30 protein-coding genes and 3 pseudogenes are annotated in these 24536 nt (G+C 24.8%); 16 read left to right on the plus strand and 17 right to left on the minus strand.

The window, feature by feature from the left end:
- The first annotated feature begins 176 nt into the window (after nucleotides 1-176).
- Nucleotides 177-2060: a tRNA uridine-5-carboxymethylaminomethyl(34) synthesis enzyme MnmG gene (gene mnmG / locus AACL02_RS00665; protein WP_339042116.1), complete on the plus strand. Its 1884-nt coding sequence runs from the start codon at nucleotides 177-179 to the stop codon at nucleotides 2058-2060.
- Between the two features lie 165 nt (nucleotides 2061-2225).
- A complete protein-coding gene (locus tag AACL02_RS00670; RefSeq protein ID WP_339042118.1) occupies nucleotides 2226-2585 on the plus strand; it encodes a hypothetical protein in 360 nt (119 codons plus the stop codon).
- 241 nt (nucleotides 2586-2826) lie between these two features.
- Here the strand turns inward: AACL02_RS00670 and AACL02_RS00675 are convergent, their stop codons facing one another.
- From AACL02_RS00675 to AACL02_RS00705, 7 genes and pseudogenes are all read right to left on the minus strand, one after another.
- Nucleotides 2827-3648, minus strand: coding sequence for an IS1595 family transposase (locus AACL02_RS00675; protein WP_281747836.1), 822 nt, complete (start codon nucleotides 3646-3648; stop codon nucleotides 2827-2829).
- A complete protein-coding gene (locus AACL02_RS00680) occupies nucleotides 3560-4579 on the minus strand; it encodes an ABC transporter ATP-binding protein (protein WP_339042120.1) in 1020 nt (339 codons plus the stop codon). Before AACL02_RS00680 ends, AACL02_RS00675 begins: the two co-directional genes overlap by 89 nt.
- Before the next feature lie 19 nt (nucleotides 4580-4598).
- A complete protein-coding gene (locus AACL02_RS00685) occupies nucleotides 4599-5189 on the minus strand; it encodes a hypothetical protein (protein WP_339042122.1) in 591 nt (196 codons plus the stop codon).
- A 159-nt stretch (nucleotides 5190-5348) separates the two neighbouring features.
- On the minus strand, nucleotides 5349-6041 hold the full coding sequence (locus AACL02_RS00690; protein ID WP_339040707.1) for an IS1595 family transposase: 693 nt from the start codon (nucleotides 6039-6041) through the stop codon (nucleotides 5349-5351).
- Between the two features lie 201 nt (nucleotides 6042-6242).
- Nucleotides 6243-7361: pseudogene (locus AACL02_RS00695) on the minus strand (IS3 family transposase).
- A 37-nt stretch (nucleotides 7362-7398) separates the two neighbouring features.
- Nucleotides 7399-7938, minus strand: a complete 540-nt coding sequence (locus AACL02_RS00700; protein ID WP_339042124.1) for a hypothetical protein — start codon at nucleotides 7936-7938, stop codon at nucleotides 7399-7401.
- Nucleotides 7939-8089: 151 nt separating this feature from the next.
- Nucleotides 8090-8905 carry an IS1595 family transposase gene (locus tag AACL02_RS00705; RefSeq protein WP_339043458.1) on the minus strand — a complete coding sequence of 272 codons (816 nt, stop codon included), beginning with the start codon at nucleotides 8903-8905 and terminating at the stop codon, nucleotides 8090-8092.
- Between the two features lie 1038 nt (nucleotides 8906-9943).
- Between AACL02_RS00705 and AACL02_RS00710 the strand changes: the two genes are divergently transcribed.
- The 5 genes and pseudogenes from AACL02_RS00710 to AACL02_RS12400 all read left to right on the plus strand — a co-directional run.
- On the plus strand, nucleotides 9944-10759 hold the full coding sequence (locus tag AACL02_RS00710) for an IS1595 family transposase (protein ID WP_339043460.1): 816 nt from the start codon (nucleotides 9944-9946) through the stop codon (nucleotides 10757-10759).
- 686 nt (nucleotides 10760-11445) lie between these two features.
- The gene (locus tag AACL02_RS00715; RefSeq protein WP_339042126.1) at nucleotides 11446-11649 is read left to right on the plus strand and encodes a hypothetical protein; all 204 of its coding nucleotides are present in this window, start codon (nucleotides 11446-11448) and stop codon (nucleotides 11647-11649) included.
- Nucleotides 11650-11736: 87 nt separating this feature from the next.
- The gene (locus AACL02_RS00720; protein WP_339042128.1) at nucleotides 11737-12450 is read left to right on the plus strand and encodes a hypothetical protein; all 714 of its coding nucleotides are present in this window, start codon (nucleotides 11737-11739) and stop codon (nucleotides 12448-12450) included.
- 78 nt (nucleotides 12451-12528) lie between these two features.
- Nucleotides 12529-13479 carry an IS30 family transposase gene (locus AACL02_RS00725; RefSeq protein WP_339040235.1) on the plus strand — a complete coding sequence of 317 codons (951 nt, stop codon included), beginning with the start codon at nucleotides 12529-12531 and terminating at the stop codon, nucleotides 13477-13479.
- A 71-nt stretch (nucleotides 13480-13550) separates the two neighbouring features.
- Nucleotides 13551-13793: pseudogene (locus AACL02_RS12400) on the plus strand (ankyrin repeat domain-containing protein); the annotation flags it as partial.
- Between the two features lie 105 nt (nucleotides 13794-13898).
- On the opposite strand, the gene AACL02_RS00730 reads toward AACL02_RS12400, so the two are convergent.
- Nucleotides 13899-14720, minus strand: a complete 822-nt coding sequence (locus AACL02_RS00730) for an IS1595 family transposase (RefSeq protein WP_339042130.1) — start codon at nucleotides 14718-14720, stop codon at nucleotides 13899-13901.
- Here AACL02_RS00730 and AACL02_RS00735 point away from each other — a divergent pair.
- Nucleotides 14666-15544, plus strand: coding sequence for an ankyrin repeat domain-containing protein (locus tag AACL02_RS00735; protein WP_339042132.1), 879 nt, complete (start codon nucleotides 14666-14668; stop codon nucleotides 15542-15544). The genes AACL02_RS00730 and AACL02_RS00735 overlap by 55 nt on opposite strands.
- Nucleotides 15456-16277, plus strand: coding sequence for an IS1595 family transposase (locus AACL02_RS00740; protein WP_339042135.1), 822 nt, complete (start codon nucleotides 15456-15458; stop codon nucleotides 16275-16277). Before AACL02_RS00735 ends, AACL02_RS00740 begins: the two co-directional genes overlap by 89 nt.
- On the opposite strand, the gene AACL02_RS00745 is transcribed toward AACL02_RS00740, so the two are convergent.
- Both AACL02_RS00745 and AACL02_RS00750 read right to left on the minus strand, forming a co-directional pair.
- On the minus strand, nucleotides 16263-16517 hold the full coding sequence (locus AACL02_RS00745) for a hypothetical protein (protein ID WP_339042137.1): 255 nt from the start codon (nucleotides 16515-16517) through the stop codon (nucleotides 16263-16265). The genes AACL02_RS00740 and AACL02_RS00745 overlap by 15 nt on opposite strands.
- Nucleotides 16518-16635: 118 nt before the next feature.
- Nucleotides 16636-16770, minus strand: a complete 135-nt coding sequence (locus tag AACL02_RS00750) for a hypothetical protein (protein WP_339042139.1) — start codon at nucleotides 16768-16770, stop codon at nucleotides 16636-16638.
- Between AACL02_RS00750 and AACL02_RS00755 the strand changes: the two genes are divergently transcribed.
- A complete protein-coding gene (locus tag AACL02_RS00755; RefSeq protein WP_339042141.1) occupies nucleotides 16716-17537 on the plus strand; it encodes an IS1595 family transposase in 822 nt (273 codons plus the stop codon). The two genes, AACL02_RS00750 and AACL02_RS00755, sit on opposite strands and share 55 nt — an antisense overlap.
- A gap of 119 nt (nucleotides 17538-17656) precedes the next feature.
- Here AACL02_RS00755 and AACL02_RS00760 read toward each other — a convergent pair whose 3' ends face one another.
- From AACL02_RS00760 to AACL02_RS00775, 5 genes are all read right to left on the minus strand, one after another.
- Entirely contained in the window at nucleotides 17657-18130 is a 474-nt protein-coding gene (locus tag AACL02_RS00760; protein WP_339042143.1) for a hypothetical protein, read from the minus strand.
- Nucleotides 18131-18258: 128 nt separating this feature from the next.
- Nucleotides 18259-18948 carry a hypothetical protein gene (locus AACL02_RS00765; RefSeq protein WP_339042145.1) on the minus strand — a complete coding sequence of 230 codons (690 nt, stop codon included), beginning with the start codon at nucleotides 18946-18948 and terminating at the stop codon, nucleotides 18259-18261.
- Between the two features lie 656 nt (nucleotides 18949-19604).
- Nucleotides 19605-19706, minus strand: a complete 102-nt coding sequence (locus AACL02_RS12405) for an IS3 family transposase (RefSeq protein ID WP_422397830.1) — start codon at nucleotides 19704-19706, stop codon at nucleotides 19605-19607.
- Nucleotides 19707-20525, minus strand: coding sequence for an IS3 family transposase (locus tag AACL02_RS00770; protein WP_339043462.1), 819 nt, complete (start codon nucleotides 20523-20525; stop codon nucleotides 19707-19709). It abuts the gene before it with no gap.
- A gap of 39 nt (nucleotides 20526-20564) precedes the next feature.
- Complete coding sequence (locus tag AACL02_RS00775; protein WP_339042147.1) at nucleotides 20565-20693, minus strand: hypothetical protein; 129 nt, start codon at nucleotides 20691-20693, stop codon at nucleotides 20565-20567.
- On the opposite strand from AACL02_RS00775, the gene AACL02_RS00780 reads away from it, so the two are divergent.
- Nucleotides 20639-20785, plus strand: a complete 147-nt coding sequence (locus tag AACL02_RS00780) for a hypothetical protein (RefSeq protein WP_339042149.1) — start codon at nucleotides 20639-20641, stop codon at nucleotides 20783-20785. The genes AACL02_RS00775 and AACL02_RS00780 overlap by 55 nt on opposite strands.
- On the opposite strand, the gene AACL02_RS00785 is transcribed toward AACL02_RS00780, so the two are convergent.
- The gene (locus AACL02_RS00785) at nucleotides 20782-20928 is read right to left on the minus strand and encodes a transposase (protein WP_339042151.1); all 147 of its coding nucleotides are present in this window, start codon (nucleotides 20926-20928) and stop codon (nucleotides 20782-20784) included. The two genes, AACL02_RS00780 and AACL02_RS00785, sit on opposite strands and share 4 nt — an antisense overlap.
- A gap of 97 nt (nucleotides 20929-21025) precedes the next feature.
- Between AACL02_RS00785 and AACL02_RS00790 the strand changes: the two genes are divergently transcribed.
- From AACL02_RS00790 to AACL02_RS00805, 4 genes and pseudogenes are all read left to right on the plus strand, one after another.
- Nucleotides 21026-21652, plus strand: coding sequence for a hypothetical protein (locus tag AACL02_RS00790; protein WP_339042153.1), 627 nt, complete (start codon nucleotides 21026-21028; stop codon nucleotides 21650-21652).
- A 13-nt stretch (nucleotides 21653-21665) separates the two neighbouring features.
- Nucleotides 21666-22493, plus strand: coding sequence for an ABC transporter ATP-binding protein (locus AACL02_RS00795; RefSeq protein WP_339042155.1), 828 nt, complete (start codon nucleotides 21666-21668; stop codon nucleotides 22491-22493).
- 209 nt (nucleotides 22494-22702) lie between these two features.
- Complete coding sequence (locus AACL02_RS00800) at nucleotides 22703-22870, plus strand: hypothetical protein (protein WP_338973776.1); 168 nt, start codon at nucleotides 22703-22705, stop codon at nucleotides 22868-22870.
- Nucleotides 22871-23176: 306 nt separating this feature from the next.
- A pseudogene (locus AACL02_RS00805) lies at nucleotides 23177-23413 on the plus strand (transposase); the annotation flags it as partial.
- A gap of 83 nt (nucleotides 23414-23496) precedes the next feature.
- On the opposite strand, the gene AACL02_RS00810 reads toward AACL02_RS00805, so the two are convergent.
- A complete protein-coding gene (locus tag AACL02_RS00810; RefSeq protein ID WP_339042159.1) occupies nucleotides 23497-24318 on the minus strand; it encodes an IS1595 family transposase in 822 nt (273 codons plus the stop codon).
- Between AACL02_RS00810 and AACL02_RS00815 the strand changes: the two genes are divergently transcribed.
- Nucleotides 24264-24413: a hypothetical protein gene (locus AACL02_RS00815; RefSeq protein ID WP_339042161.1), complete on the plus strand. Its 150-nt coding sequence runs from the start codon at nucleotides 24264-24266 to the stop codon at nucleotides 24411-24413. The two genes, AACL02_RS00810 and AACL02_RS00815, sit on opposite strands and share 55 nt — an antisense overlap.
- Nucleotides 24414-24536: the final 123 nt, after the last annotated feature.

Consider the following 24536-nt stretch of genomic DNA (forward strand, 5'->3'; position numbering starts at 1 on the left):
ATTATAATTGAGAAGATTATTAACTAAAATTCAATTTTATTTAATAAAAGTCTAAAAAGTACATGAATATTTTGCTTGTTTATGATAACATTACTAAAGAAATTAAAAATAAAATTTCTGATTTTTGATGTTATTAATTTTGATATGTAATATTTTATGAAATGGAGGTGAAATCAATGAAATATGACTATGAAATTATTGTAATTGGTGCTGGTCATGCTGGTGTTGAAGCGGCATTATCTTCTGCACGAGCAGGTCATAAAACCGCTATTATTACTCTTGATAAAACTAAAATTGCATTAATGCCATGTAATCCTTCTATTGGTGGACCCGCCAAAGGAGTTGTGGTTCGTGAAATTGATGCACTTGGTGGCGAAATGGCTAAAGCAGCAGATGCTACTGCTTTGCAAATGAAACTATTAAATCATTCACGTGGTCCAGCAGTTTGAGCTATTCGTGCTCAATCTGATAAAATTGCTTATTCACAATATATGCAAAATGCAATAAATAAACAAGAAAATTTAACAATTTTAGAAGTTATGGTACAATCATTAATAATTGAAGAAAACACTGCTAAGGGTGTTATTTTAGAGAATCGCGAAAAAATTACTAGTGAAATTGTGATTTTAACTACTGGCACTTATATGACAGCTTTAACTTTACAAGGTCATAATAAGAAATCAGAAGGACCAGATGGTCAAAGAACAAGTAATGGTATTTCTGAACAATTAAAAATTGTAGGCTTTAATATGATACGTTTAAAAACAGGAACACCACCTCGTATTAAAAAAAATAGTATTGATTTTGACAAAACTAATATTGAACTAGGTAGTGATTTACCTTTAGCATTTTCACATGAAACTAAAAATTTTTTACCATTAGCAAAACAGTTACCTTGTTATTTACTTTATACAAATGATAAAACTCATACCATTATTAATAATAATTTAGATAAATCACCAATGTATAATGGTGAAGCACAAGGTACTGGACCACGTTATTGTCCAAGTATTGAGGATAAAGTAGTACGTTTTGCTGATAAGCCTCGTCATCAAATTTTCTTAGAGCCAGAATCACTTGCTTTGGATTCAATTTATGTCCAAGGTTTTTCAACATCGATGCCAATTGATGTGCAAGATAAAATGTTGAGAACATTACCTGGTTTAGAAAATTGTGAAGTATTAAAATGAGCATATGCTATTGAATATGATGCTTTTGAACCAACACAATTATGACCAACATTGGAAACTAAATTAATTAAAAACTTATTTAGTGCTGGTCAAATTAATGGTACTAGTGGTTATGAAGAAGCAGCGTGTCAAGGTTTAATGGCCGGAATTAACGCACATTTAAAAATAAAAAAAGAAAAACCATTAATTTTAAAGCGTGATGAAGCATATATCGGAGTTTTAATTGATGATTTAGTAACAAAAGGAACAGTTGAACCTTATCGTTTATTAACTTCTTTAGCTGAACATCGTTTATTATTACGAAATGATAATGCTCAAAAAAGATTAATTAAATATGGTTATCAAGTTGGCTTAGTTAGTGAACAACGTTGATCACAATTTAAAATTCAACAAAAATTAATGTCTAATATTGTTGAAAAATTAAAAACTATTAAAGTTAGTCCCAATTCAGAAGTTGCTAAGTATATTAATAATAATAATTTAGGTCCAATTCCCGATAATCATATTATTGCTTATGAATTATTAAAACGTCCAGGTGTCAAATTATCAATGTTTACTTCACAGTTACCTTTAATAAATGATTTACAATATCATCAATTAATGGAATTAGAAATTACAATTAAATATTCAGGGTATATTAATCAACAACTAAAAATGGCGCAACAAACTAATAGTTTAGAAAAAAAACAAATTCCTGGTGATATTGATTATGATTTAGTAGAAAGTATTACTGGTGAAGCTAGAGAAAAATTAAAGCGTGTTAGACCATTAACAATTGGTCATGCTACAAGAATTTCTGGTGTTAGTCCTGCTGATATTCAAGTTTTATTATTTTTTTTAAAACGCAAATATCAAAATTTAAATATTTAATAAATTAGCGATTTTTTAATTAAGTTCGCTAATTTTATATATTAAATATTTTACTTGCATTTTAAAGTTTAAAGAAGATTTTGATTTGTGATTACCAAAAAAATTAAACAGTAATAAAAATTGTAAATCTGAAACAATGACACATATTTAAGGGGTGATAAATTTATGAATAATGAAAAACAAAAAGAGTATAAGAAAAAGTGATATCAAAAAAATAAAAAAAGAATACAAGAATATCAACAAAGACCTGAAGTGAAAGCAAAAAAGAAAGAATATGCTCAAAGGCCTGAAGTGAAAGCAAAAAAGAGAAAATATGATCAAGAAAAATATCAAAAAAATCAAGAAAAAATAAATCAATATAATCAAAGACCTGAAGTGAAAGCAAAAAATCAAGAATATGCTCAAAGACCCGAAGTGAAGGCAAGAAAACAAAAATATGAGCAAAAATCCGAGGTAAAAGCAAAAAGGAAAATATATAATCAAAAATGATATCAAAAAAGGAAAAAAACAAAACAAGAATTATAATTTAATAATAATTATCAAAAAGAAGTAATGGTAAATGCAATCAACAAATTAGCTGATGAATATCCTCCTACTGCACATGTTTTAAGTGAAAATCAAAAAATTTGAAAATCTTATTTATAAAATAAAAATAAATTAAAAAAATAAATTGATAAAAAATAAGGCTTTTCTCCCTTTATGTACTATTTTAATTTTATCACATAAATGCTGAGAAAAGCCTATCTACGGAATTCTCCCCACATTTTTAAATCAAACATAGAATTACAGTTTCAAAACTAGGTATCTTGTTGAATTTATATGCAGCTTCTTTAGCATATAAATGAACATGATGTTTTGCAACTTTGATATGTGTTTTAAATGTTCTTCTTATATGTTTTCAAACTGATTCAATTTGGTTGGTATTTACACCAATTTTTGAAACATAGCCATCTTGATGGTTAACTGTTTCATGCTTAGTGAAAACTGATTTAAAATCGCAATATCCTTTTCAAGAATCAGTATATACAAGACATTTTGAAGAAATGTGGTTTTTTGCAAACTGCAAAAGATTTTTACTCTTTGCGTTTTTCAATACTTTCACAATTAAATTATTGGTTGTTTTTTGATAAATGCCAACAATCAAGGTTTTATTCACCAAGGATCTTCCTTGTTTTTTAAAACCCATATGTGAAAGATACATTTCATCAATTTGCACTGTACCTTCAACAATAAATTGAGGTTTTTGTTTTGCAATACGTGTTCTGATTTTATGAGTCATTCTTCAAGCAGTTTTCAAAGTCACTCCCAATTCTTTTGCAATATCTGTTGATGGAATTCCATGTTTGGTGTTTATTCATCTAAAGATAAGATAAAACCAAGATGTTAAAGATGTTTGTGACCTTGAAAATATGGTGCCTGTGAGAATGCTAAATGTTTGATTACATTTTAAACATCTCATTCTTTTTAAATCAGAAGTATTCAAATTAAAATTAAAACACCTAATACATTTGTTTTCTTTCAAATTTGCTATATATGCAAGACATTGCTGTTCAGTTTGAAAAGCATTGTTGAATTCATTCAGTTTCATTATTCCCTCCACAAGTACATGTAGGGAGAAGTCCGAAAAATAAATATAATTCTTTTTCATGTAAATCATATATAACAATTTTCTTTTCACTCAAAATAAAATTAAGTTGTGATATATAATTTTTATCAATTAATTTAATTAAAATACTATCAGTATCTTTATTATATTTAAATTGAAAATTATATAAACTTAAAAGTGATGATGCTACAAGATTATTGCTTGTTTTTAAAACAAAAATTTTACCAACTCCAAATTTATCAATTGGCCCAGTATAAATTAATTTACCATATTCAATAATAGTACAATTATCAATAATATCTTTTGTTTCATCAATCATATTAGTTGTTAATAAAATAGTTTTTCCTTCTTTTTTTAAATCTTGTAAAACAGAAGTAAAAAATTTTCTTGATTCTGAATCTAAATTAGCTCCTGGTTCATCTAAAATAACTAGGTTTGGATCATGTGCTAGGGCAACAATCAACATAATTATATTTTTCATTCCTGAAGAAAATGAATTTAAAGATTTATTACGTGATTCTCATAAACCAAAATTTTTTAATAATCTTTCTAAATTTACTAGTAATTTACTTTCTGAAATTATTGTTTTTTTACCTAAAAATTTCAAAAAATTATAAGCACTTAATCCCTGAGGAAAATTTTCTATATTCAAAGAATAGCCTAAACTATTTTTTGAAAAAGTTGTTCCCGCTTTATAGCCATTAATGGTAATTAATCCTTCGTAATTACTTTTTGGAATAGCACCAATAATTGATTTCAACAGTACTGATTTACCACTTCCTGAACGGCCAACTAAAGCATGAATAGTTCCTTCAAATACAGTAAAGCTAATATTATTCATGTGAAATTTCTTAAATTTTTTACTATAGTTTTGAACATTAATTAAAATTTTATTTTTATCATTTGTTGACATAAATACTCTCCTAACTAACTTATCCAATATTCTTTTTTAAGAAAAAACAAAATGATAAGAAAAATAAAACAATACACAACACACCGTAAAATAAACTAACAATCAAATTATTTTGTATGCTTGTAGTATTATTAACATCAATTTTATATTCGCTATTTAAATGAAAAGTAAAATCAGGATAACTAAATAAAGTATTTTTTTGAACATTAAAATCAATACTTGATAAAGCTAATGGTTTAAATCAAAAATTACCATAACATCCCATATAATTTGTTCACATTTGGTTTCAATGCTCAATAAAATTAAAATAGTTAATCAAAGTATATAAATTCATATTATTTTTAAATGCAATAAAATTTTCATCATTTAAAACTTTTTCTGATTTAACTTGATAATAAATTCATATTTGATTATAAATGTAATCTTCCACAGTTCTTAATAAAATATAAATTGGATTAAAAAAAAGATTATCATATTTGTTACGTAATGGACTGCTAAATTTAACATAATATCCACCATCTTTAAAAGCTCTTGTTCAATCATCACTAGTTAATGTTTTTTTATTACTACCTTCCTCAACATAAGATTTAGCAAGATCATATTCTAACAAATCAGCTATTTTTGATTTTTGTAAATAACAAAAATTATTAATTTCAAATTCATTATTATAATCTTCATATAATTGAATGCTTTTCTCCCTTTATGTACTATTTTAATTTTATCACATAAATGCTGAGAAAAGCCTATCTACGGACTTCTCCCCACATTTTTAAATCAAACATAGAATTACAGTTTCAAAACTAGGTATCTTGTTGAATTTATATGCAGCTTCTTTAGCATATAAATGAACATGATGTTTTGCAACTTTGATATGTGTTTTAAATGTTCTTCTTATATGTTTTCAAACTGATTCAATTTGGTTGGTATTTACACCAATTTTTGAAACATAGCCATCTTGATGGTTAACTGTTTCATGCTTAGTGAAAACTGATTTAAAATCGCAATATCCTTTTCAAGAATCAGTATATACAAGACATTTTGAAGAAATGTGGTTTTTTGCAAACTGCAAAAGATTTTTACTCTTTGCGTTTTTCAATACTTTCACAATTAAATTATTGGTTGTTTTTTGATAAATGCCAACAATCAAGGTTTTATTCACCAAGGATCTTCCTTGTTTTTTAAAACCCATATGTGAAAGATACATTTCATCAATTTGCACTGTACCTTCAACAATAAATTGAGGTTTTTGTTTTGCAATACGTGTTCTGATTTTATGAGTCATTCTTCAAGCAGTTTTCAAAGTCACTCCCAATTCTTTTGCAATATCTGTTGATGGAATTCCATGTTTGGTGTTTATTCATCTAAAGATAAGATAAAACCAAGATGTTAAAGATGTTTGTGACCTTGAAAATATGGTGCCTGTGAGAATGCTAAATGTTTGATTACATTTTAAACATCTCATTCTTTTTAAATCAGAAGTATTCAAATTAAAATTAAAACACCTAATACATTTGTTTTCTTTCAAATTTGCTATATATGCAAGACATTGCTGTTCAGTTTGAAAAGCATTGTTGAATTCATTCAGTTTCATTATTCCCTCCACAAGTACATGTGGGGAGAAGTCCGTAATTGAAATAAATTGGAATGGCAACCCTTTTTAGGACTATTTTTTGGTAGACATTTGTTTTTGATAATTAACTGGAGTTAAGTAGTTTAAAGTGCCGTGAATTCTTATGTTGTTATATCAATTGATGTAATCAAATAATTCTAATTTTAATTGGATTAATGATGTAAAATTTTTATCATTAATAAATTCGGTTTTGAAAGTTTTAAAGGTTGCTTCAGCAACAGCGTTATCATAAGGACAACCTTTTTTGCTTAAAGAGCGATTAATATTTAATGCTAGTAAAAGTTTATCAATAATTTTATTATTAAATTCATTACCGCGATCACTATGAAATATTTGAATATCTTTTAAACAGCGATTTGAGTGCATAAATGCTTGATATACTAATGATGCATCTTTTTTAGTACCTACACTATGTCCAATTATTTCGCGGTTAAATAGGTCAATTAATAAACAAATATAGTTTCACTTACCATTTACTTGAACATAAGTTAAATCACTAACAATAACTTCATTTTTAACTCTATTATTAAAGTTTCTATTAACAAGATTGGTTATTTGACTATCATTGACTTTATTATGATAATTTTTGAATGATAATTTAGTGTATTTTGATATTAAATTATGTTTATTCATAATTTCTTTAATTTTTCGTCTTGATAAATAAATTTCTTGGTTTTCTAGAATGACTTTTAATCTTCTAGTACCATAAACTTCTTTATTTTTTTTTAAAAGCACTAATAACAGCTTGTTCATAAATATTATTTTGAATTTTATTTTTTTTCTTTAAATTAAAATAATATGTTGATTTAGAGAGTTTTAAAAAATGACACATTGTGCGAATTTTATATTTAGATTTATTATTTGCAATAATCTCTACTTTCTGCCTATTATTAGTGCTGCTTGCTTTAAAATATCATTTTCCATTCTTAATTGTTTTAATTCTTTTCTTAATTTAATTAATTCATTTTCTTCAACAGAACGATTATCTTTAGTTTTAAAACTACCTGAATTAGTAAATTGCTTAATTCAATTGTAAGTAGCTGCTCTTGTAACATTATATTCTTTAACAAGGCAAGATACTGATTTGCCACTTTGATATAAAGCTACTATTTGTTTTTTAAATTCATCGGTATATGAGTTAATATTGGCCATAATTATAGTTCCTTTCTTTGTTCACTTGTCTATGTAATTAGTGTCCAATAAAGTTTAACCCATCCAAATCTTTTTGAGTATCGTTATTAGATTCTTCAATTTTTTGTTTTAATTCTTTTAAATTAATAAAGTATTTATTAAAAACTAAAACTATTTTAACTGTTTTGCCATTAAAATCATTATGTCCATTTCAAACATCAATTTTACCTTCCATTTCACCACTATTAAATGAACTATTTAAAAGAAATCCTTCTTTTTTATAAAAATCTTGTCTTTTACTAATAACTTCCTTTTTATTAATATTTTGTAATTCATCAATTGTTAAACTATTATAAAAATCAGCAATATCTTTAGTTAAATTAGGATAACGAATTAATCCCATTTTATAATATTTATTAAATAACATTGCTTCTTTAATTTGTTTAACCAAATAAGGTCCAACACCTTCTTTAAAAGAAATTGGTAAATTTTCTGTTTTATTTAATATCAAAGAAGAAGGCAAACCACCCAAAAGGAATAAACTACAAAAAATAACAAATATTAAAAAAACCTTTTCTGATGAAAAAAACGCTAACATAGCTACCGATCCATTAGTTACTAAAATTGAGAAAAAAAGTAAAAAAAGAAATAATTTTAAAATAATTAAGGCTTTTCTCCCTTTATGTACTATTTTAATTTTATCACATAAATGCTGAGAAAAGCCTATCTACGGACTTCTCCCCACATTTTTAAATCAAACATAGAATTACAGTTTCAAAACTAGGTATCTTGTTGAATTTATATGCAGCTTCTTTAGCATATAAATGAACATGATGTTTTGCAACTTTGATATGTGTTTTAAATGTTCTTCTTATATGTTTTCAAACTGATTCAATTTGGTTGGTATTTACACCAATTTTTGAAACATAGCCATCTTGATGGTTAACTGTTTCATGCTTAGTGAAAACTGATTTAAAATCGCAATATCCTTTTCAAGAATCAGTATATACAAGACATTTTGAAGAAATGTGGTTTTTTGCAAACTGCAAAAGATTTTTACTCTTTGCGTTTTTCAATACTTTCACAATTAAATTATTGGTTGTTTTTTGATAAATGCCAACAATCAAGGTTTTATTCACCAAGGATCTTCCTTGTTTTTTAAAACCCATATGTGAAAGATACATTTCATCAATTTGCACTGTACCTTCAACAATAAATTGAGGTTTTTGTTTTGCAATACGTGTTCTGATTTTATGAGTCATTCTTCAAGCAGTTTTCAAAGTCACTCCCAATTCTTTTGCAATATCTGTTGATGGAATTCCATGTTTGGTGTTTATTCATCTAAAGATAAGATAAAACCAAGATGTTAAAGATGTTTGTGACCTTGAAAATATGGTGCCTGTGAGAATGCTAAATGTTTGATTACATTTTAAACATCTCATTCTTTTTAAATCAGAAGTATTCAAATTAAAATTAAAACACCTAATACATTTGTTTTCTTTCAAATTTGCTATATATGCAAGACATTGCTGTTCAGTTTGAAAAGCATTGTTGAATTCATTCAGTTTCATTATTCCCTCCACAAGTACATGTGGGGAGAAGTCCGATAATTAAAATATAAAATTTAATATATATTATTTTTAGAATTACTCCTATGATGCCTCCAAAAACTAATAAAGTAATAATATTAGATACGATAAAAAATAATGAAGATAAAAATAACACGAAATATTGTGAAATGATAATTACTTTTCTTGAATATGGCCTTGTTAGTATTAGAAGAAAAGAATTATCTTCAAATTGTGTACCAAATAACTTAATAGAATTCATTAAAGCAAAAATAAAAAGAAAAATGCTATACAAAATCATAATATAATATTGAAAAATAATGAAAAAAGTATTTGAACTTAATTTCAAAGTAAAAAAAAACAATAGATATTGTTAAAGATATAAATATTGATAAAATAAATAAAAAAACTGTAATAAAAGAATAATAAACCTTAATAAAAATAAACTCTAATAATTTACCTAAATTTGCTTTTTCAACCATACCTCTCTTAAATAACCTCTCAATGTATTAGTTTATAATATTTTTATTTAAAAAAACAATTTTATTAATTTAGAAACAACAATATATACTAGCAATTATATAATCAATATTAAGCATAATATGAAAAATTTCTTAGTAGAATTTTACTATGTTTTATATAATAAATCTTGTTTTAATAGTATTAAATACAGTAAATGTTAAATTTTAAAACTAGTTATTATTTTAAAAAATAAAATAAGTAAAAACATAAAAAAACTTATAAAAAATCACTAAATATGATACTATTGGTGTTTATTATAAAACTTTAAAACATAATATAAAAAATAATTTTAGAATAATATAAGGCTTTTCTCAGCATTTATGTGATAAAATTAAAATAGTACATAAAGGGAGAAAAGCCTATTTAATTTATAACTTTATTCATATATAATTATGAATAACTTTTGGTTAGTAAAGAATGGGGAAATTAATAATGTTTTGAAATTTGACTGACAAAATTAAAAATTATATTTCGGACTTCTCCCCACATGTACTTGTGGAGGGAATAATGAAACTGAATGAATTCAACAATGCTTTTCAAACTGAACAGCAATGTCTTGCATATATAGCAAATTTGAAAGAAAACAAATGTATTAGGTGTTTTAATTTTAATTTGAATACTTCTGATTTAAAAAGAATGAGATGTTTAAAATGTAATCAAACATTTAGCATTCTCACAGGCACCATATTTTCAAGGTCACAAACATCTTTAACATCTTGGTTTTATCTTATCTTTAGATGAATAAACACCAAACATGGAATTCCATCAACAGATATTGCAAAAGAATTGGGAGTGACTTTGAAAACTGCTTGAAGAATGACTCATAAAATCAGAACACGTATTGCAAAACAAAAACCTCAATTTATTGTTGAAGGTACAGTGCAAATTGATGAAATGTATCTTTCACATATGGGTTTTAAAAAACAAGGAAGATCCTTGGTGAATAAAACCTTGATTGTTGGCATTTATCAAAAAACAACCAATAATTTAATTGTGAAAGTATTGAAAAACGCAAAGAGTAAAAATCTTTTGCAGTTTGCAAAAAACCACATTTCTTCAAAATGTCTTGTATATACTGATTCTTGAAAAGGATATTGCGATTTTAAATCAGTTTTCACTAAGCACGAAACAGTTAACCATCAAGATGGCTATGTTTCAAAAATTGGTGTAAATACCAACCAAATTGAATCAGTTTGAAAACATATAAGAAGAACATTTAAAACACATATCAAATTTGCAAAACATCATGTTCATTTATATGCTAAAGAAGCTGCATATAAATTCAACAAGATACCTAGTTTTGAAACTGTAATTCTATGTTTGATTTAAAAATGTGGGGAGAAGTCCGTAGATAGGCTTTTCTCAGCATTTATGTGATAAAATTAAAATAGTACATAAAGGGAGAAAAGCCTTATATTTTATCAACATTTTGTTTTAAGTTAATAATTTATTGTATAGGTTTATTGGGTAAATCATTAATATATTTTAAAGTAAAAGGAAATTTTTTAGGTATAGCAAAGTCATTAATAATGTTTGAAAGTTTTGTCAATTGAATTGATAATTTAATATCAAATTTTATATTTTTTTAATAAACTTAATTATTAAATTATTAGGAATAAATGAACTTATTAACTTTAATATTGAATTGATAAATTTTTCAATTATATGTTTTTTAATCATTATGTTTATTTTATTTTCAGTTAAATTTTTAAAATATATATTAAATCATAACCCAAATAACATTTCTGAAAATCTAAATATTGAATCAGAAAATAATCAAAATTTTGATTCATTTATTCGAAATACAGTAAATCATCAAGACCCACAACCTTCAACAAGTACAATATATCATTCAAATTCCATGTTATAGTTTATTTTATTTCAAATCACTATTTTTTTAAAAAATAGTGATTTTTTATTATTTATTACACATTTTTTGTTTTAAAAATATATAATTTTCTTTGATATTTTAAGTATAGAAAAAAATATTCAAAAATAATAAAAGGAGATGTAATATGTGAAAATCATGTAATGATTGAAGTCAAGCCGAAAAAGATGAATATAATAAAAGAGCTAGAGAAACAAACAAAGCTTGAGGAGAAAAAAACGAACGCGAAAGAAGAGAAAGAGTTGCTAATGCTCTTGGATTTGAAAAAAATAAATCAAAAGTAAACAGTGAAACTTCAATAAGTAAAACTCAAAGTTCTAGTAGTAAATAACAAAAAATGTAAAAAATAAGAGGTTGTAATTACAACATATTATAATTAATTTTATATAATAAAAATTAAAAAAGGGGAAAATAAATTATGTTAAATATAAATGACGAAGAAGTATTGTTTGATTCTAAATATATTCAAGTAAAAAAAACAATAAAAAATGGTTTTATTCATGTAGAAGAACCTTGATGTAACAACCAAGGAGTTGCTATTTTACCCTATGTTTTAAAAGACAATGAGTATTATTTTTTACAAATTCATAATGAAAAAAACCCAGCTCATGAAATATCTAAAATCAGTCAGTATAGTACAATTACTGGTGGACTTGAAACTATGGATTATTATACAACTGTTGTAAAAGAAATGTGAGAAGAGACAGGTATTGATATTAGTGGAAATAATGTAGTAATTGATAAATTTAATTGATCTTTTGCAAATAAATCAAGTAACAAAAAATGATTTTTGTATGCCATTGATTTGACTAATTTAAATTTAAATATCACCAAAACTTATTATGGAAAAGGTGGTGATGGTACTTATTTTGAAAAAGATATTCATGCTAAATTTATTAATAGCTTTACATTAGCAAGTGCTGGTGATACTTTATCTACTAGTATTTGAGGAAAATTAAATTTATTTAAAAAATACAAAGAAAAACAATACCAAAATTTCTTAAAAAAAATAGAAGATAAATTATTAACAATAAACAATTTAAATAAAAAAATAAATTTAAGATTACTATTTGATGAAAAATTTCTTAATAATGAATTATATGTGCTGAATTATACTTGTAAGTGCAAGTAAATAAAATTGCAAAAAAATTCTCATATAAAAATTTCATAATGCTAAATTTATTTTATAAAAAAAGTAAGGAGTTTTTATATGAGTTATAAACATCTTGGCGTAGATGAAAGAATTTATATTGAGAATCAATTGAAATTTAAAGTTAAAATTAGTGAAATAGCTAAAAATCTTAATCGAAATATTAGTACTATTATTCGAGAAATTAATAGAAATCAAGATAATAGTAATTATTTTTCATTGATTGCACAAAATAAAGCTGAAAATAGAAAACAATCACATATTTTTTTTCATAAGTTTAAAAATAAAGATTTAGTAAAATATGTGCAACAAAAACTATTATTAGGCTGATCACCTGAACAAATTTATGGCAGAATTAAAAATTTTCATAAACAATGAGTTATTAGTTTTAAAACAATTTACAATTGAATTTATTCTGGATTGCTTGATCAAGTTACTAGTAAAAATTTAAGAAGAAAAGGCAAAAAACGCAAATCTCAAGAAAATCGTGGCAAATTCAATAGCAAATCAATTAAAGAAAGAGATCTTAATATTAATGATCGTATAACACTTGGTCATTGAGAAGGAGATACTATAGTATCATCACGAGGCAAAAGTAAAAAATGTTTAATAACTTTAGTTGAAAGAGTATCACGATTTACTTTAGCAATATTAGTTAAAAACAGAACTACTAAAGTTATTAACAAAAATATTAGCCATTATTTATCAATTCTTCCTAAAAATATTGTTAAAACCATTACTTTTGATCGTGGTAAAGAATTTTCAAATTGACAACAACTTGAAAAAAATTTAGATGTGAAAATTTATTTTGCAAATCCATATTCACCTTGACAAAGAGGTACTAATGAAAATACTAATGGTTTAATTAGAGAAAAATTTCCTAAAAAATTTAATTTTTCAAAAACTTGTAAAAATGAAGTTCATAAATTTATATTGTCTTTAAACCAAAGACCAAGAAAAATACTAAATTATCTTTCACCGATAGAATATTTGGATAGAAAAATAATTTAGTTGCACTTACCTTTACAATTTAGCATGTAAAAAACACAAAAGAAACTACTAGTATTCATACAGGATTTCCTTTACATTATGCAGTAGATAATGGTTATTTTGAAATAGCTAAATTATTACTTGAAAAAGGTGCAGATCCAAATATTAAAGATGTTGGAGGAACTCCTTTACAAATTGCTGTATCAAATTTTAATAACAATATTGAAATAGTAAAATTACTTCTTGAAAATGATGCTGATATTAATATACAAAATAAATATGGTAATAATACTATTTTAGATGTTCTTTTTAAGAACAATAAAATTGAAATTATTAAAGAAATATTAATAAAAAAAATGGCTTTTCTCCCTTTATGTACTATTTTAATTTTATCACATAAATGCTGAGAAAAGCCTATCTACGGACTTCTCCCCACATTTTTAAATCAAACATAGAATTACAGTTTCAAAAATAGGTATCTTGTTGAATTTATATGCAGCTTCTTTAGCATATAAATGAACATGATGTTTTGCAACTTTGATATGTGTTTTAAATGTTCTTCTTATATGTTTTCAAACTGATTCAATTTGGTTGGTATTTACACCAATTTTTGAAACATAGCCATCTTGATGGTTAACTGTTTCATGCTTAGTGAAAACTGATTTAAAATCGCAATATCCTTTTCAAGAATCAGTATATACAAGACATTTTGAAGAAATGTGGTTTTTTGCAAACTGCAAAAGATTTTTACTCTTTGCGTTTTTCAATACTTTCACAATTAAATTATTGGTTGTTTTTTGATAAATGCCAACAATCAAGGTTTTATTCACCAAGGATCTTCCTTGTTTTTTAAAACCCATATGTGAAAGATACATTTCATCAATTTGCACTGTACCTTCAACAATAAATTGAGGTTTTTGTTTTGCAATACGTGTTCTGATTTTATGAGTCATTCTTCAAGCAGTTTTCAAAGTCACTCCCAATTCTTTTGCAATATCTGTTGATGGAATTCCATGTTTGGTGTTTATTCATCTAAAGATAAGATAAAACCAAGATGTTAAAGATGTTTGTGACCTTGAAAATATGGTGCCTGTGAGAATGCTAAATGTTTGATTACATTTTAAACATCTCATTCTTTTTAAATCAGAAGTATTCAAATTAAAATTAAAACACCTAATACATTTGTTTTCTTTCAAATTTGCTATATATGCAAGACATTGCTGTTCAGTTTGAAAAGCATTGTTGAATTCATTCAGTTTCATTATTCCCTCCACAAGTACATGTGGGGAGAAGTCCGAAAAAAATTATTAATGATTATAATGAAAAAAAATATATTGATATACTTTTAATTTATTTTTCAAAATATAATGATATATTGTCATTTAAGTGATTAAATGAAAATTTTAAAATTGATTCTAATATTGAAGATAAAGAAACTTTTTGTTCACCTTTATATTATGCAGTAAACAATAATAATATTGAAATAGTAAAATTACTTCTTGAAAATGATGCTGATATTAATGAACAAGATATAAATGGATCTACACCTTTACATTGAGCTATAGAATGTAATAATATTGAAATAGTAAAATTACTTCTTGAAAATGATGCTGATATTAATGAACAAGATATAAATGGATGTGCACCTTTACATTGAGCTATAGAATGTAATAATATTGAAATAGTAAAATTACTTCTTGAAAATGATGCTGATATTAATGCACAAGAGAAAAGTTTGGCTACTCCTTTACATCTTTCTATATATACAAATAATTTTGACATGATTAAATTATTACTTGAAAAACGTGCAGATCTAAATATTAAAGATATTGGAGAGTTTACTACTTTAAATGTTTTATTAAAAAAATACAATATTAGTTCAGAAATAAGTCAATTATTATTCAAAAAAGTGAATTTTAAGAAAAATATCAAAAGAAAGTTTTTAAAAAAAGAATTAACTAACGGACTTCTCCCCACATGTACTTGTGGAGGGAATAATGAAAATGAATGAATTCAACAATGCTTTTCAAACTGAACAGCAATGTCTTGCATATATAGCAAATTTGAAAGAAAACAAATGTATTAGGTGTTTTAATTTTAATTTGAATACTTCTGATTTAAAAAGAATGAGATGTTTAAAATGTAATCAAACATTTAGCATTCTCACAGGCACCATATTTTCAAGGTCACAAACATCTTTAACATCTTGGTTTTATCTTATCTTTAGATGAATAAACACCAAACATGGAATTCCATCAACAGATATTGCAAAAGAATTGGGAGTGACTTTGAAAACTGCTTGAAGAATGACTCATAAAATCAGAACACGTATTGCAAAACAAAAACCTCAATTTATTGTTGAAGGTACAGTGCAAATTGATGAAATGTATCTTTCACATATGGGTTTTAAAAAACAAGGAAGATCCTTGGTGAATAAAACCTTGATTGTTGGCATTTATCAAAAAACAACCAATAATTTAATTGTGAAAGTATTGAAAAACGCAAAGAGTAAAAATCTTTTGCAGTTTGCAAAAAACCACATTTCTTCAAAATGTCTTGTATATACTGATTATTGAAAAGGATATTGCGATTTTAAATCAGTTTTCACTAAGCATGAAACAGTTAACCATCAAGATGGCTATGTTTCAAAAATTGGTGTAAATACCAACCAAATTGAATCAGTTTGAAAACATATAAGAAGAACATTTAAAACACATATCAAAGTTGCAAAACATCATGTTCATTTATATGCTAAAAAAGCTGCATATAAATTCAACAAGATACCTAGTTTTGAAACTGTAATTCTATTTTTGATTTAAAAATGTGGGGAGAAGTCCGTAGATAGGCTTTTCTCAGCATTTATGTGATAAAATTAAAATAGTACATAAAGGGAGAAAAGCCTTAACTAATTCAACAAAATCAAAATTACCTAAGTTAATATTTGAAAAAGAGGAGATAAATGCTATAAATTTACAAAATCAACCCTCAACAAGTAAAACTCAAAGTTCTAGTAGTAAATCACAAAAAATGTAAATATAATAATTACTTCAAAACTGCACAATTGTGCAGTTTATTTAGCAATTTTGTTTTTTTTAAAAATATTTAACATAAATAAGTGTTAAAATATAAAAAAGTGTTATAATTAAATTGTTCTTATTTTTGTATAGAACAAAATAATTATAAAAAATGAATATAAAATTTAAATAAACATAAATTCAAAAACGGACTTCTCCCCACATGTACTTGTGGAGGGAATAATGAAACTGAATGAATTCAAAAATGCTTTTCAAACTGAACAGCAATGTCTTGCATATATAGCAAATTTGAAAGAAAACAAATGTATTAGGTGTTTTAATTTTAATTTGAATACTTCTGATTTAAAAAGAATGAGATGTTTAAAATGTAATCAAACATTTAGCATTCTCACAGGCACCATATTTTCAAGGTCACAAACATCTTTAACATCTTGGTTTTATCTTATCTTTAGATGAATAAACACCAAACATGGAATTCCATCAACAGATATTGCAAAAGAATTGGGAGTGACTTTGAAAACTGCTTGAAGAATGACTCATAAAATCAGAACACGTATTGCAAAACAAAAACCTCAATTTATTGTTGAAGGTACAGTGCAAATTGATGAAATGTATCTTTCACATATGGGTTTTAAAAAACAAGGAAGATCCTTGGTGAATAAAACCTTGATTGTTGGCATTTATCAAAAAACAACCAATAATTTAATTGTGAAAGTATTGAAAAACGCAAAGAGTAAAAATCTTTTGCAGTTTGCAAAAAACCACATTTCTTCAAAATGTCTTGTATATACTGATTCTTGAAAAGGATATTGCGATTTTAAATCAGTTTTCACTAAGCATGAAACAGTTAACCATCAAGATGGCTATGTTTCAAAAATTGGTGTAAATACCAACCAAATTGAATCAGTTTGAAAACATATAAGAAGAACATTTAAAACACATATCAAAGTTGCAAAACATCATGTTCATTTATATGCTAAAGAAGCTGCATATAAATTCAACAAGATACCTAGTTTTGAAACTGTAATTCTATTTTTGATTTAAAAATGTGGGGAGAAGTCCGTAGATAGGCTTTTCTCAGCATTTATGTGATAAAATTAAAATAGTACATAAAGGGAGAAAAGCCATAAAAACACTCAAACTTGAGTGTTTTTATAGTTTTTTTAAAAAGCGAATTTGCTTGCAAGTATTAAAGTTCAGTCACTACTAAAATAAGCATTTTTTTTTAGTTCTTTAATATCAATTTCTTTTTTTTTTCAGTTTTTTTTGATGTTAATTAAATTTATGATTGATAATGGAATAGTCACAATACAAATCATCATAGCAATTGATGTATATATTGCTCATAACATAAATCATTTTTCAACTTTAATCATTTGTGATGTTTCTTTTATTGCTACAACATCATTTTTTTTGTTTTTTTGTTTTTTCATTAGTAATAAAATACTAATTATTCCAAAAGAATTTAATGCTAAAAAATACAAAAATAATCATAAAAATCGATATTTTTGTTGTTGAATTTCATTACTATTAATTACAAAAATACTTAAACTATATGAAATAATAACTGCTTCAAAAACATAAATGGAATATGAAATAAATTTTTTATCTGCATTATTTAATTTACTTATCAACATTAATGCAAAACATAATCAAAAAGTAAGAATACCGATACAAGAATAAATAACACATATTTTCATTATATTTTTTCAACACGGATCATTTTTAAAATATTTTCATAGACTTTTAAACACTTAAATCACCCTTAATTACTTCCAAAACCCATATCTGGTATAAATCAAAGTAAACCTAACCAAGCACCATTTCCATAATCATAAGATTTTAATATAGCTGCATTTGTCGTTATTACGCTAGCAATAATTAGTGCTACGGGTACTAAATAAGGTGCTGCTTCTATGATTTGCTCAGCAATTTCTGTGGTTGATTCTCCAAAATCAGTAAATGCTTCAATTTTATTTGAACTTAAATGCAATTTTGCTCAACCAAATCAGTATCAATATGTTTCATATCAAATTCCATCAATTTTTAGATTTTTTATTTTTGGGAAATTAAAATGTGCTTTTTCTTGTTCATCAAAAGTTAGCATTTTGTTTTTATAAAGTCAGTTTAAAGTTTTTAAATACTCATCACTAGTAATAATTTGATAAATTTTTAAATCTCATTTTTTTTTATTTAATTTTGTTTTATCAAATACAACTACATCATTTTTTAAACCAATAGCAGTTAATAAATTTTCTTTTAATTCTTGTTTTTCTTGTTCAGTTTTAAAATTAAAATATTTTTCTATATATTCAAAATCTTCTGGTGTTGATATTCATTTTTGTAAATTGTTTTCATTGTGTAGTTTAGTATTTGCTGTTGTTAAGATACTAATTTGTGGAGTTGTACCTAACAGTGTTGCTAAAACAAAAATATTTGCAATATTTTTTTTCATAATAATACTACCCCTTAAAATTATTTTTATAAAATCTAAATCTAAGTTTAATATTACAACTTTTAAAAAGTTAAAGAAAAAATATGATTATGTTATGTAATTTTACTATATAGTCTTAAAACACTCATATTTGCTGTTTTTAGCGATGTTTTAATTTTGAATATAAGGGACTAGGGGTAAGGTTACTTTTGTTCTTTTACATTTAATAAAACATCATGCAGTTAAAAATTGATTAGAAAAAAGAAAACAAAAATAAAATTGAAACATTATTATTACTTTTGTGTATAATTTGACTAGAATTCTGATTTCACTCTATAAAAAGTATGCCTTACTTCCGTAAGGAATTAAAAAAGGTTTTAAAACCTTTTTTTATTTTTTATTGATTAATAATTCAATTAGTTTTCTTTCAATTAAAATGAAAAAAATTTTAAAAGTTTATAATAAATTAAAAATTTTAATTAAATTTTAATTGAATAATAAGGACTAATTATATCTTTTTTTACTAAAATTAGTAGTAAAAGGTATTTTTGCATTATAAATATTTCATTTTATTATTTTTATTGGAATGGCAACCCTTTTTAGGACTATTTTTTGGTAGACATTTGTTTTTGATAATTAACTGGAGTTAAGTAGTGGAATGGTAACCCTTTTTAGGACTATTTTTTGGTAGACATTTGTTTTTGATAATTAACTGGAGTTAAGTAGTTTAAAGTGCCGTGAATTCTTATGTTGTTATATCAATTGATGTAATCAAATAATTATAATTTTAATTGGATTAATGATGTAAAATTTTTATCATTAATAAATTCGGTTTTGAAAGTTTTAAAGGTTGCTTCAGCAACAGCGTTATCATAAGGACAACCTTTTTTGCTTAAAGAGCGATTAATATTGAATGCTAGTAAAAGTTTATCAATAATTTTATTATTAAATTCATTACCGCGATCACTATGAAATATTTGAATATCTTTTAAACAGCGATTTGAGTGCATAAATGCTTGATATACTAATGATGCATCTTTTTTAGTACCTACACTATGTCCAATTATTTCGCGGTTAAATAGGTCAATTAATAAACAAATATAGTTTCACTTACCATTTACTTGAACATAAGTTAAATCACTAACAATAACTTCATTTTTAACTCTATTATTAAAGTTTCTATTAACAAGATTGGTTATTTGACTATCATTGACTTTATTATGATAATTTTTGAATGATAATTTAGTGTATTTTGATATTAAATTATGTTTATTCATAATTTCTTTAATTTTTCGTCTTGATAAATAAATTTCTTGGTTTTCTAGAATGACTTTTAATCTTCTAGTACCATAAACTTCTTTATTTTTTTTAAAAGCACTAATAACAGCTTGTTCATAAATATTATTTTTGATTTTATTTTCTTTTTTCTTTAAATTAAAATAATATGTTGATTTAGAGATTTTTAAAAAATGACACATTGTGCGAATTTTATATTTAGATTTATTATTTGCAATAATCTCTACTTTCTGCCTATTATTAGTGCTGCTTGCTTTAAAATATCATTTTCCATTCTTAATTGTTTTAATTATTTTCTTAATTTAATTAAGGCTTTTCTCCCTTTATGTACTATTTTAATTTTATCACATAAATGCTGAGAAAAGCCTAAAATTAAAACACCTAATACATTTGTTTTCTTTCAAATTTGCTATATATGCAAGACATTGCTGTTCATTTTGAAAAGCATTGTTGAATTCATTCAGTTTCATTATTCCCTCCACAAGTACATGTGGGGAGAAGTCCGTTAATTAATTCATTTTCTTCAACAGAACGATTATCTTTAGTTTTAAAACTACCTTAATTAGTAAATTGCTTAATTCAATTGTAAGTAGCTGCTCTTGTAACATTATATTCTTTAACAAGGCAAGATACTGATTTGCCACTTTGATATAAAGCTACTATTTGTTTTTTAAATTCATCGGTATATGAGTTAATATTGGCCATAATTATAGTTCCTTTCTTTGTTCACTTGTCTACGTAATTAGTGTCCAATAAAGTGTAACCCATCCATTATGATAAAAAGTATAATATTGATTCATTTATGGATCTGCAAAGTGGTAAAGCACCTTCACTATTAACATACGATACTGATATTAATAATACTTATATACAAATTACAGGTCCAATATTAGAAAAACCCGTTCCACTATCACCCAAGGAAATTAAAAATATTTTTATTGATACATATGCATATAAATTTGATTTTCGTAATGAATTTAATAAATTTTTTTATAATCCTGTTTATTTTTTAGTTAGAACAACCGAAGAATATATTTATAATCAAATTCATACTTATCGTCAGATTACTAATAATTCTGTTACTAATGATAAAAATTATAAAAATTACATTAGTATTGCAAATAGTTATCAATTTATCAATGCAATAAATTTTATTGAACATTGAAATCAAATTTGAACTTATTTTATGGACTACTATGGTGATTTTTGATTTGAACCTTATGCAACATCTAGTATCGATTTTGATACACAAAAAAATACTTTATTTAGTTATCATGATTTTAAACTAACACTAAATAATAAAAAAATAAAAACTGATAACATTGATTATTTTCAAAATAATCAATCAGTTCTTGAAATATATTGTGGATTTTCTATCTTTTTATTATTACTTTCTTATTTAATGTATAATCGAAAAATTGTTAGTTAGGAGAAAACTTATTATGGGAACTACAGAAGACATTATGATTAGTGTCAGAAACTATAACAAAAAATTTAAAAAGTTTAATATTAGTAATATAAATTTTACTGTATTTAAAGGAACTATTCATGCTTTGGTTGGTCAATCTGGTAGCGGAAAATCTGTTTTATTAAAGTCTATCATTGGTGCAATGCCTAGTAACAGATACAGTGGTACAATTAAGATTAATGATTACAAAGCAGGAAGTGCAAAATCAAAATTAAGTTTAGGTTATTCCTTAAATTTAGAAAACTTTCCACAAGGTTTAACAGCTTATAATTTTCTAAAATATTTAGGACAAACAACCACTATTACCGATAGTGCTCTAGAAGTTAATTTACAAAAATTATTAAATAATTTTAATTTACGAGAACATCGTAATAAGGGTTTAAATTCTTTCTCTTCAGGAATGAAAAATAGAATTATGCTAATCCAAGCCTTAGCACATGATCCAGAACTAGTAATTCTTGATGAACCTGGTGCAAACTTAGATTCAGAGTCACGAAAATATTTTACAAATGTATTAAAAAGATTAAAAGCAGAAGGTAAAACTATTTTCTTAACAACTCATATGATTAACGAGGTTAAAGATATTATTGATGATTGTACTATTATTGATTTGGGAAAAATGCTTTATAGTGGACCAATAGCAAAATTTGATGTTGGCAAAATTTTTATTTTGACTACTAACAATTTACCATTAACAGCCACTATATTAACAAAATATCAATATCAATTTAAATATCTTAAAGATTTAAATGAAATCTTAATTCGCTTAGATACACAACAAAAAATTGATAATCTTAGTTAAATTTTAAATAAATATAAAATTGGTATTCAAAATCTTTATGAAAAAGAAATAGATTTATCACATTTAAAAAATTTTTTATAAAATAAAAAACAAAAATTTAACTATAAAATTTCTAATCTTTTTAATTTCTTATAGTATAATTATTTATAAACTTAATATAAGTTTAATTATTTTAAATAAATACCTTTTCATTTTAATAAGGAGAAAAAATGCAAAAAGTTAATGAATGAATAAATAAACATCAACATGAATTTAAGAAAACACTTGAAGAAAAAAATCAAATAAAAATAAATTGAGAACAAGAATACAAAATAATTAATAATTTAAAAGAAGAAATAAACAACAAATATAAAAAAACTAATTTAATAAAAAAATAAGTTACTCTATAGAGTAACTTATTTTTTTATTAACTATTACATTTTGCTAATTTTGCTTGATGTTCTAAATTAAAAGTAAATTCACTATTCAATTCTACTTGTAAATTAGGATTTGTTTTTAAACGAATTTTATACTTTTTATAGTAATAAGCAAAGTATCAAGTTATTGCAAAAATCACATTACTTAAAATAAATACTAATTCAATAACCATGGAAATGTTTAGTAATCTGTGTAACTTACAAAAATAACTATGTTTAATTAATTCTAGTAAATATAATTAAATGACTAGAAAGAGTGAGTTACAGATGGCTAAAAAAGATAACTTTAATAATAATGATCCAATATCAAAAGCAGTAGATTTATTACTAGAAAATACTGAAGATTTAACAACAGTTTTTAAACCTGGCGGTTTATATAAAGAATTAACAAAAAGATTAGTTGAAAAAATGTTGAATTCTGAAATGCAAAATTATTTAGGATATGAAAAAAATCAACATAGTACTACTGAAAATGCTCGTAATGGTACAAGTTCAAAAAAATTAAGGCTTTTCTCCCTTTATGTACTATTTTAGTTTTATCACATAAATGCTGAGAAAAGCCTATCTACGGACTTCTCCCCACATTTTTAAATCAAACATAGAATTACAGTTTCAAAACTAGGTATCTTGTTGAATTTATATGCAGCTTCTTTAGCATATAAATGAACATGATGTTTTGCAACTTTGATATGTGTTTTAAATGTTCTTCTTATATTTTTTCAAACTGATTCAATTTGGTTGGTATTTACACCAATTTTTGAAACATAGCCATCTTGATGGTTAACTGTTTCATGCTTAGTGAAAACTGATTTAAAATCGCAATATCCTTTTCAAGAATCAGTATATACAAGACATTTTGAAGAAATGTGGTTTTTTGCAAACTGCAAAAGATTTTTACTCTTTGCGTTTTTCAATACTTTCACAATTAAATTATTGGTTGTTTTTTGATAAATGCCAACAATCAAGGTTTTATTCACCAAGGATCTTCCTTGTTTTTTAAAACCCATATGTGAAAGATACATTTCATCAATTTGCACTGTACCTTCAACAATAAATTGAGGTTTTTGTTTTGCAATACGTGTTCTGATTTTATGAGTCATTCTTCAAGCAGTTTTCAAAGTCACTCCCAATTCTTTTGCAATATCTGTTGATGGAATTCCATGTTTGGTGTTTATTCATCTAAAGATAAGATAAAACCAAGATGTTAAAGATGTTTGTGACCTTGAAAATATGGTGCCTGTGAGAATGCTAAATGTTTGATTACATTTTAAACATCTCATTCTTTTTAAATCAGAAGTATTCAAATTAAAACTAAAACACCTAATACATTTGTTTTCTTTCAAATTTGCTATATATGCAAGACATTGCTGTTCAGTTTGAAAAGCATTGTTGAATTCATTCAGTTTCATTATTCCCTCCACAAGTACATGTGGGGAGAAGTCCGTTAATTATTTTATTAAACCAGCACTTTATTAAAGTAATTAATTATTCCATAACTAAATAAAAAATTATTTAGGCTATTGTGCTGGAATATTCCAATAGTAATTTTTGTCATGCTCTTTGAAAATTTCAGAAATTTTGGTTCCCTCCCCCTAGAACCCCTACCCTCCAAGGCTTTGCTACTTAC

This window comes from Spiroplasma endosymbiont of Apeira syringaria, from assembly GCF_964020205.1.
GTDB lineage: Bacteria > Bacillota_I > Bacilli_A > Mycoplasmatales > VBWQ01 > Spiroplasma_E > Spiroplasma_E ixodetis_A.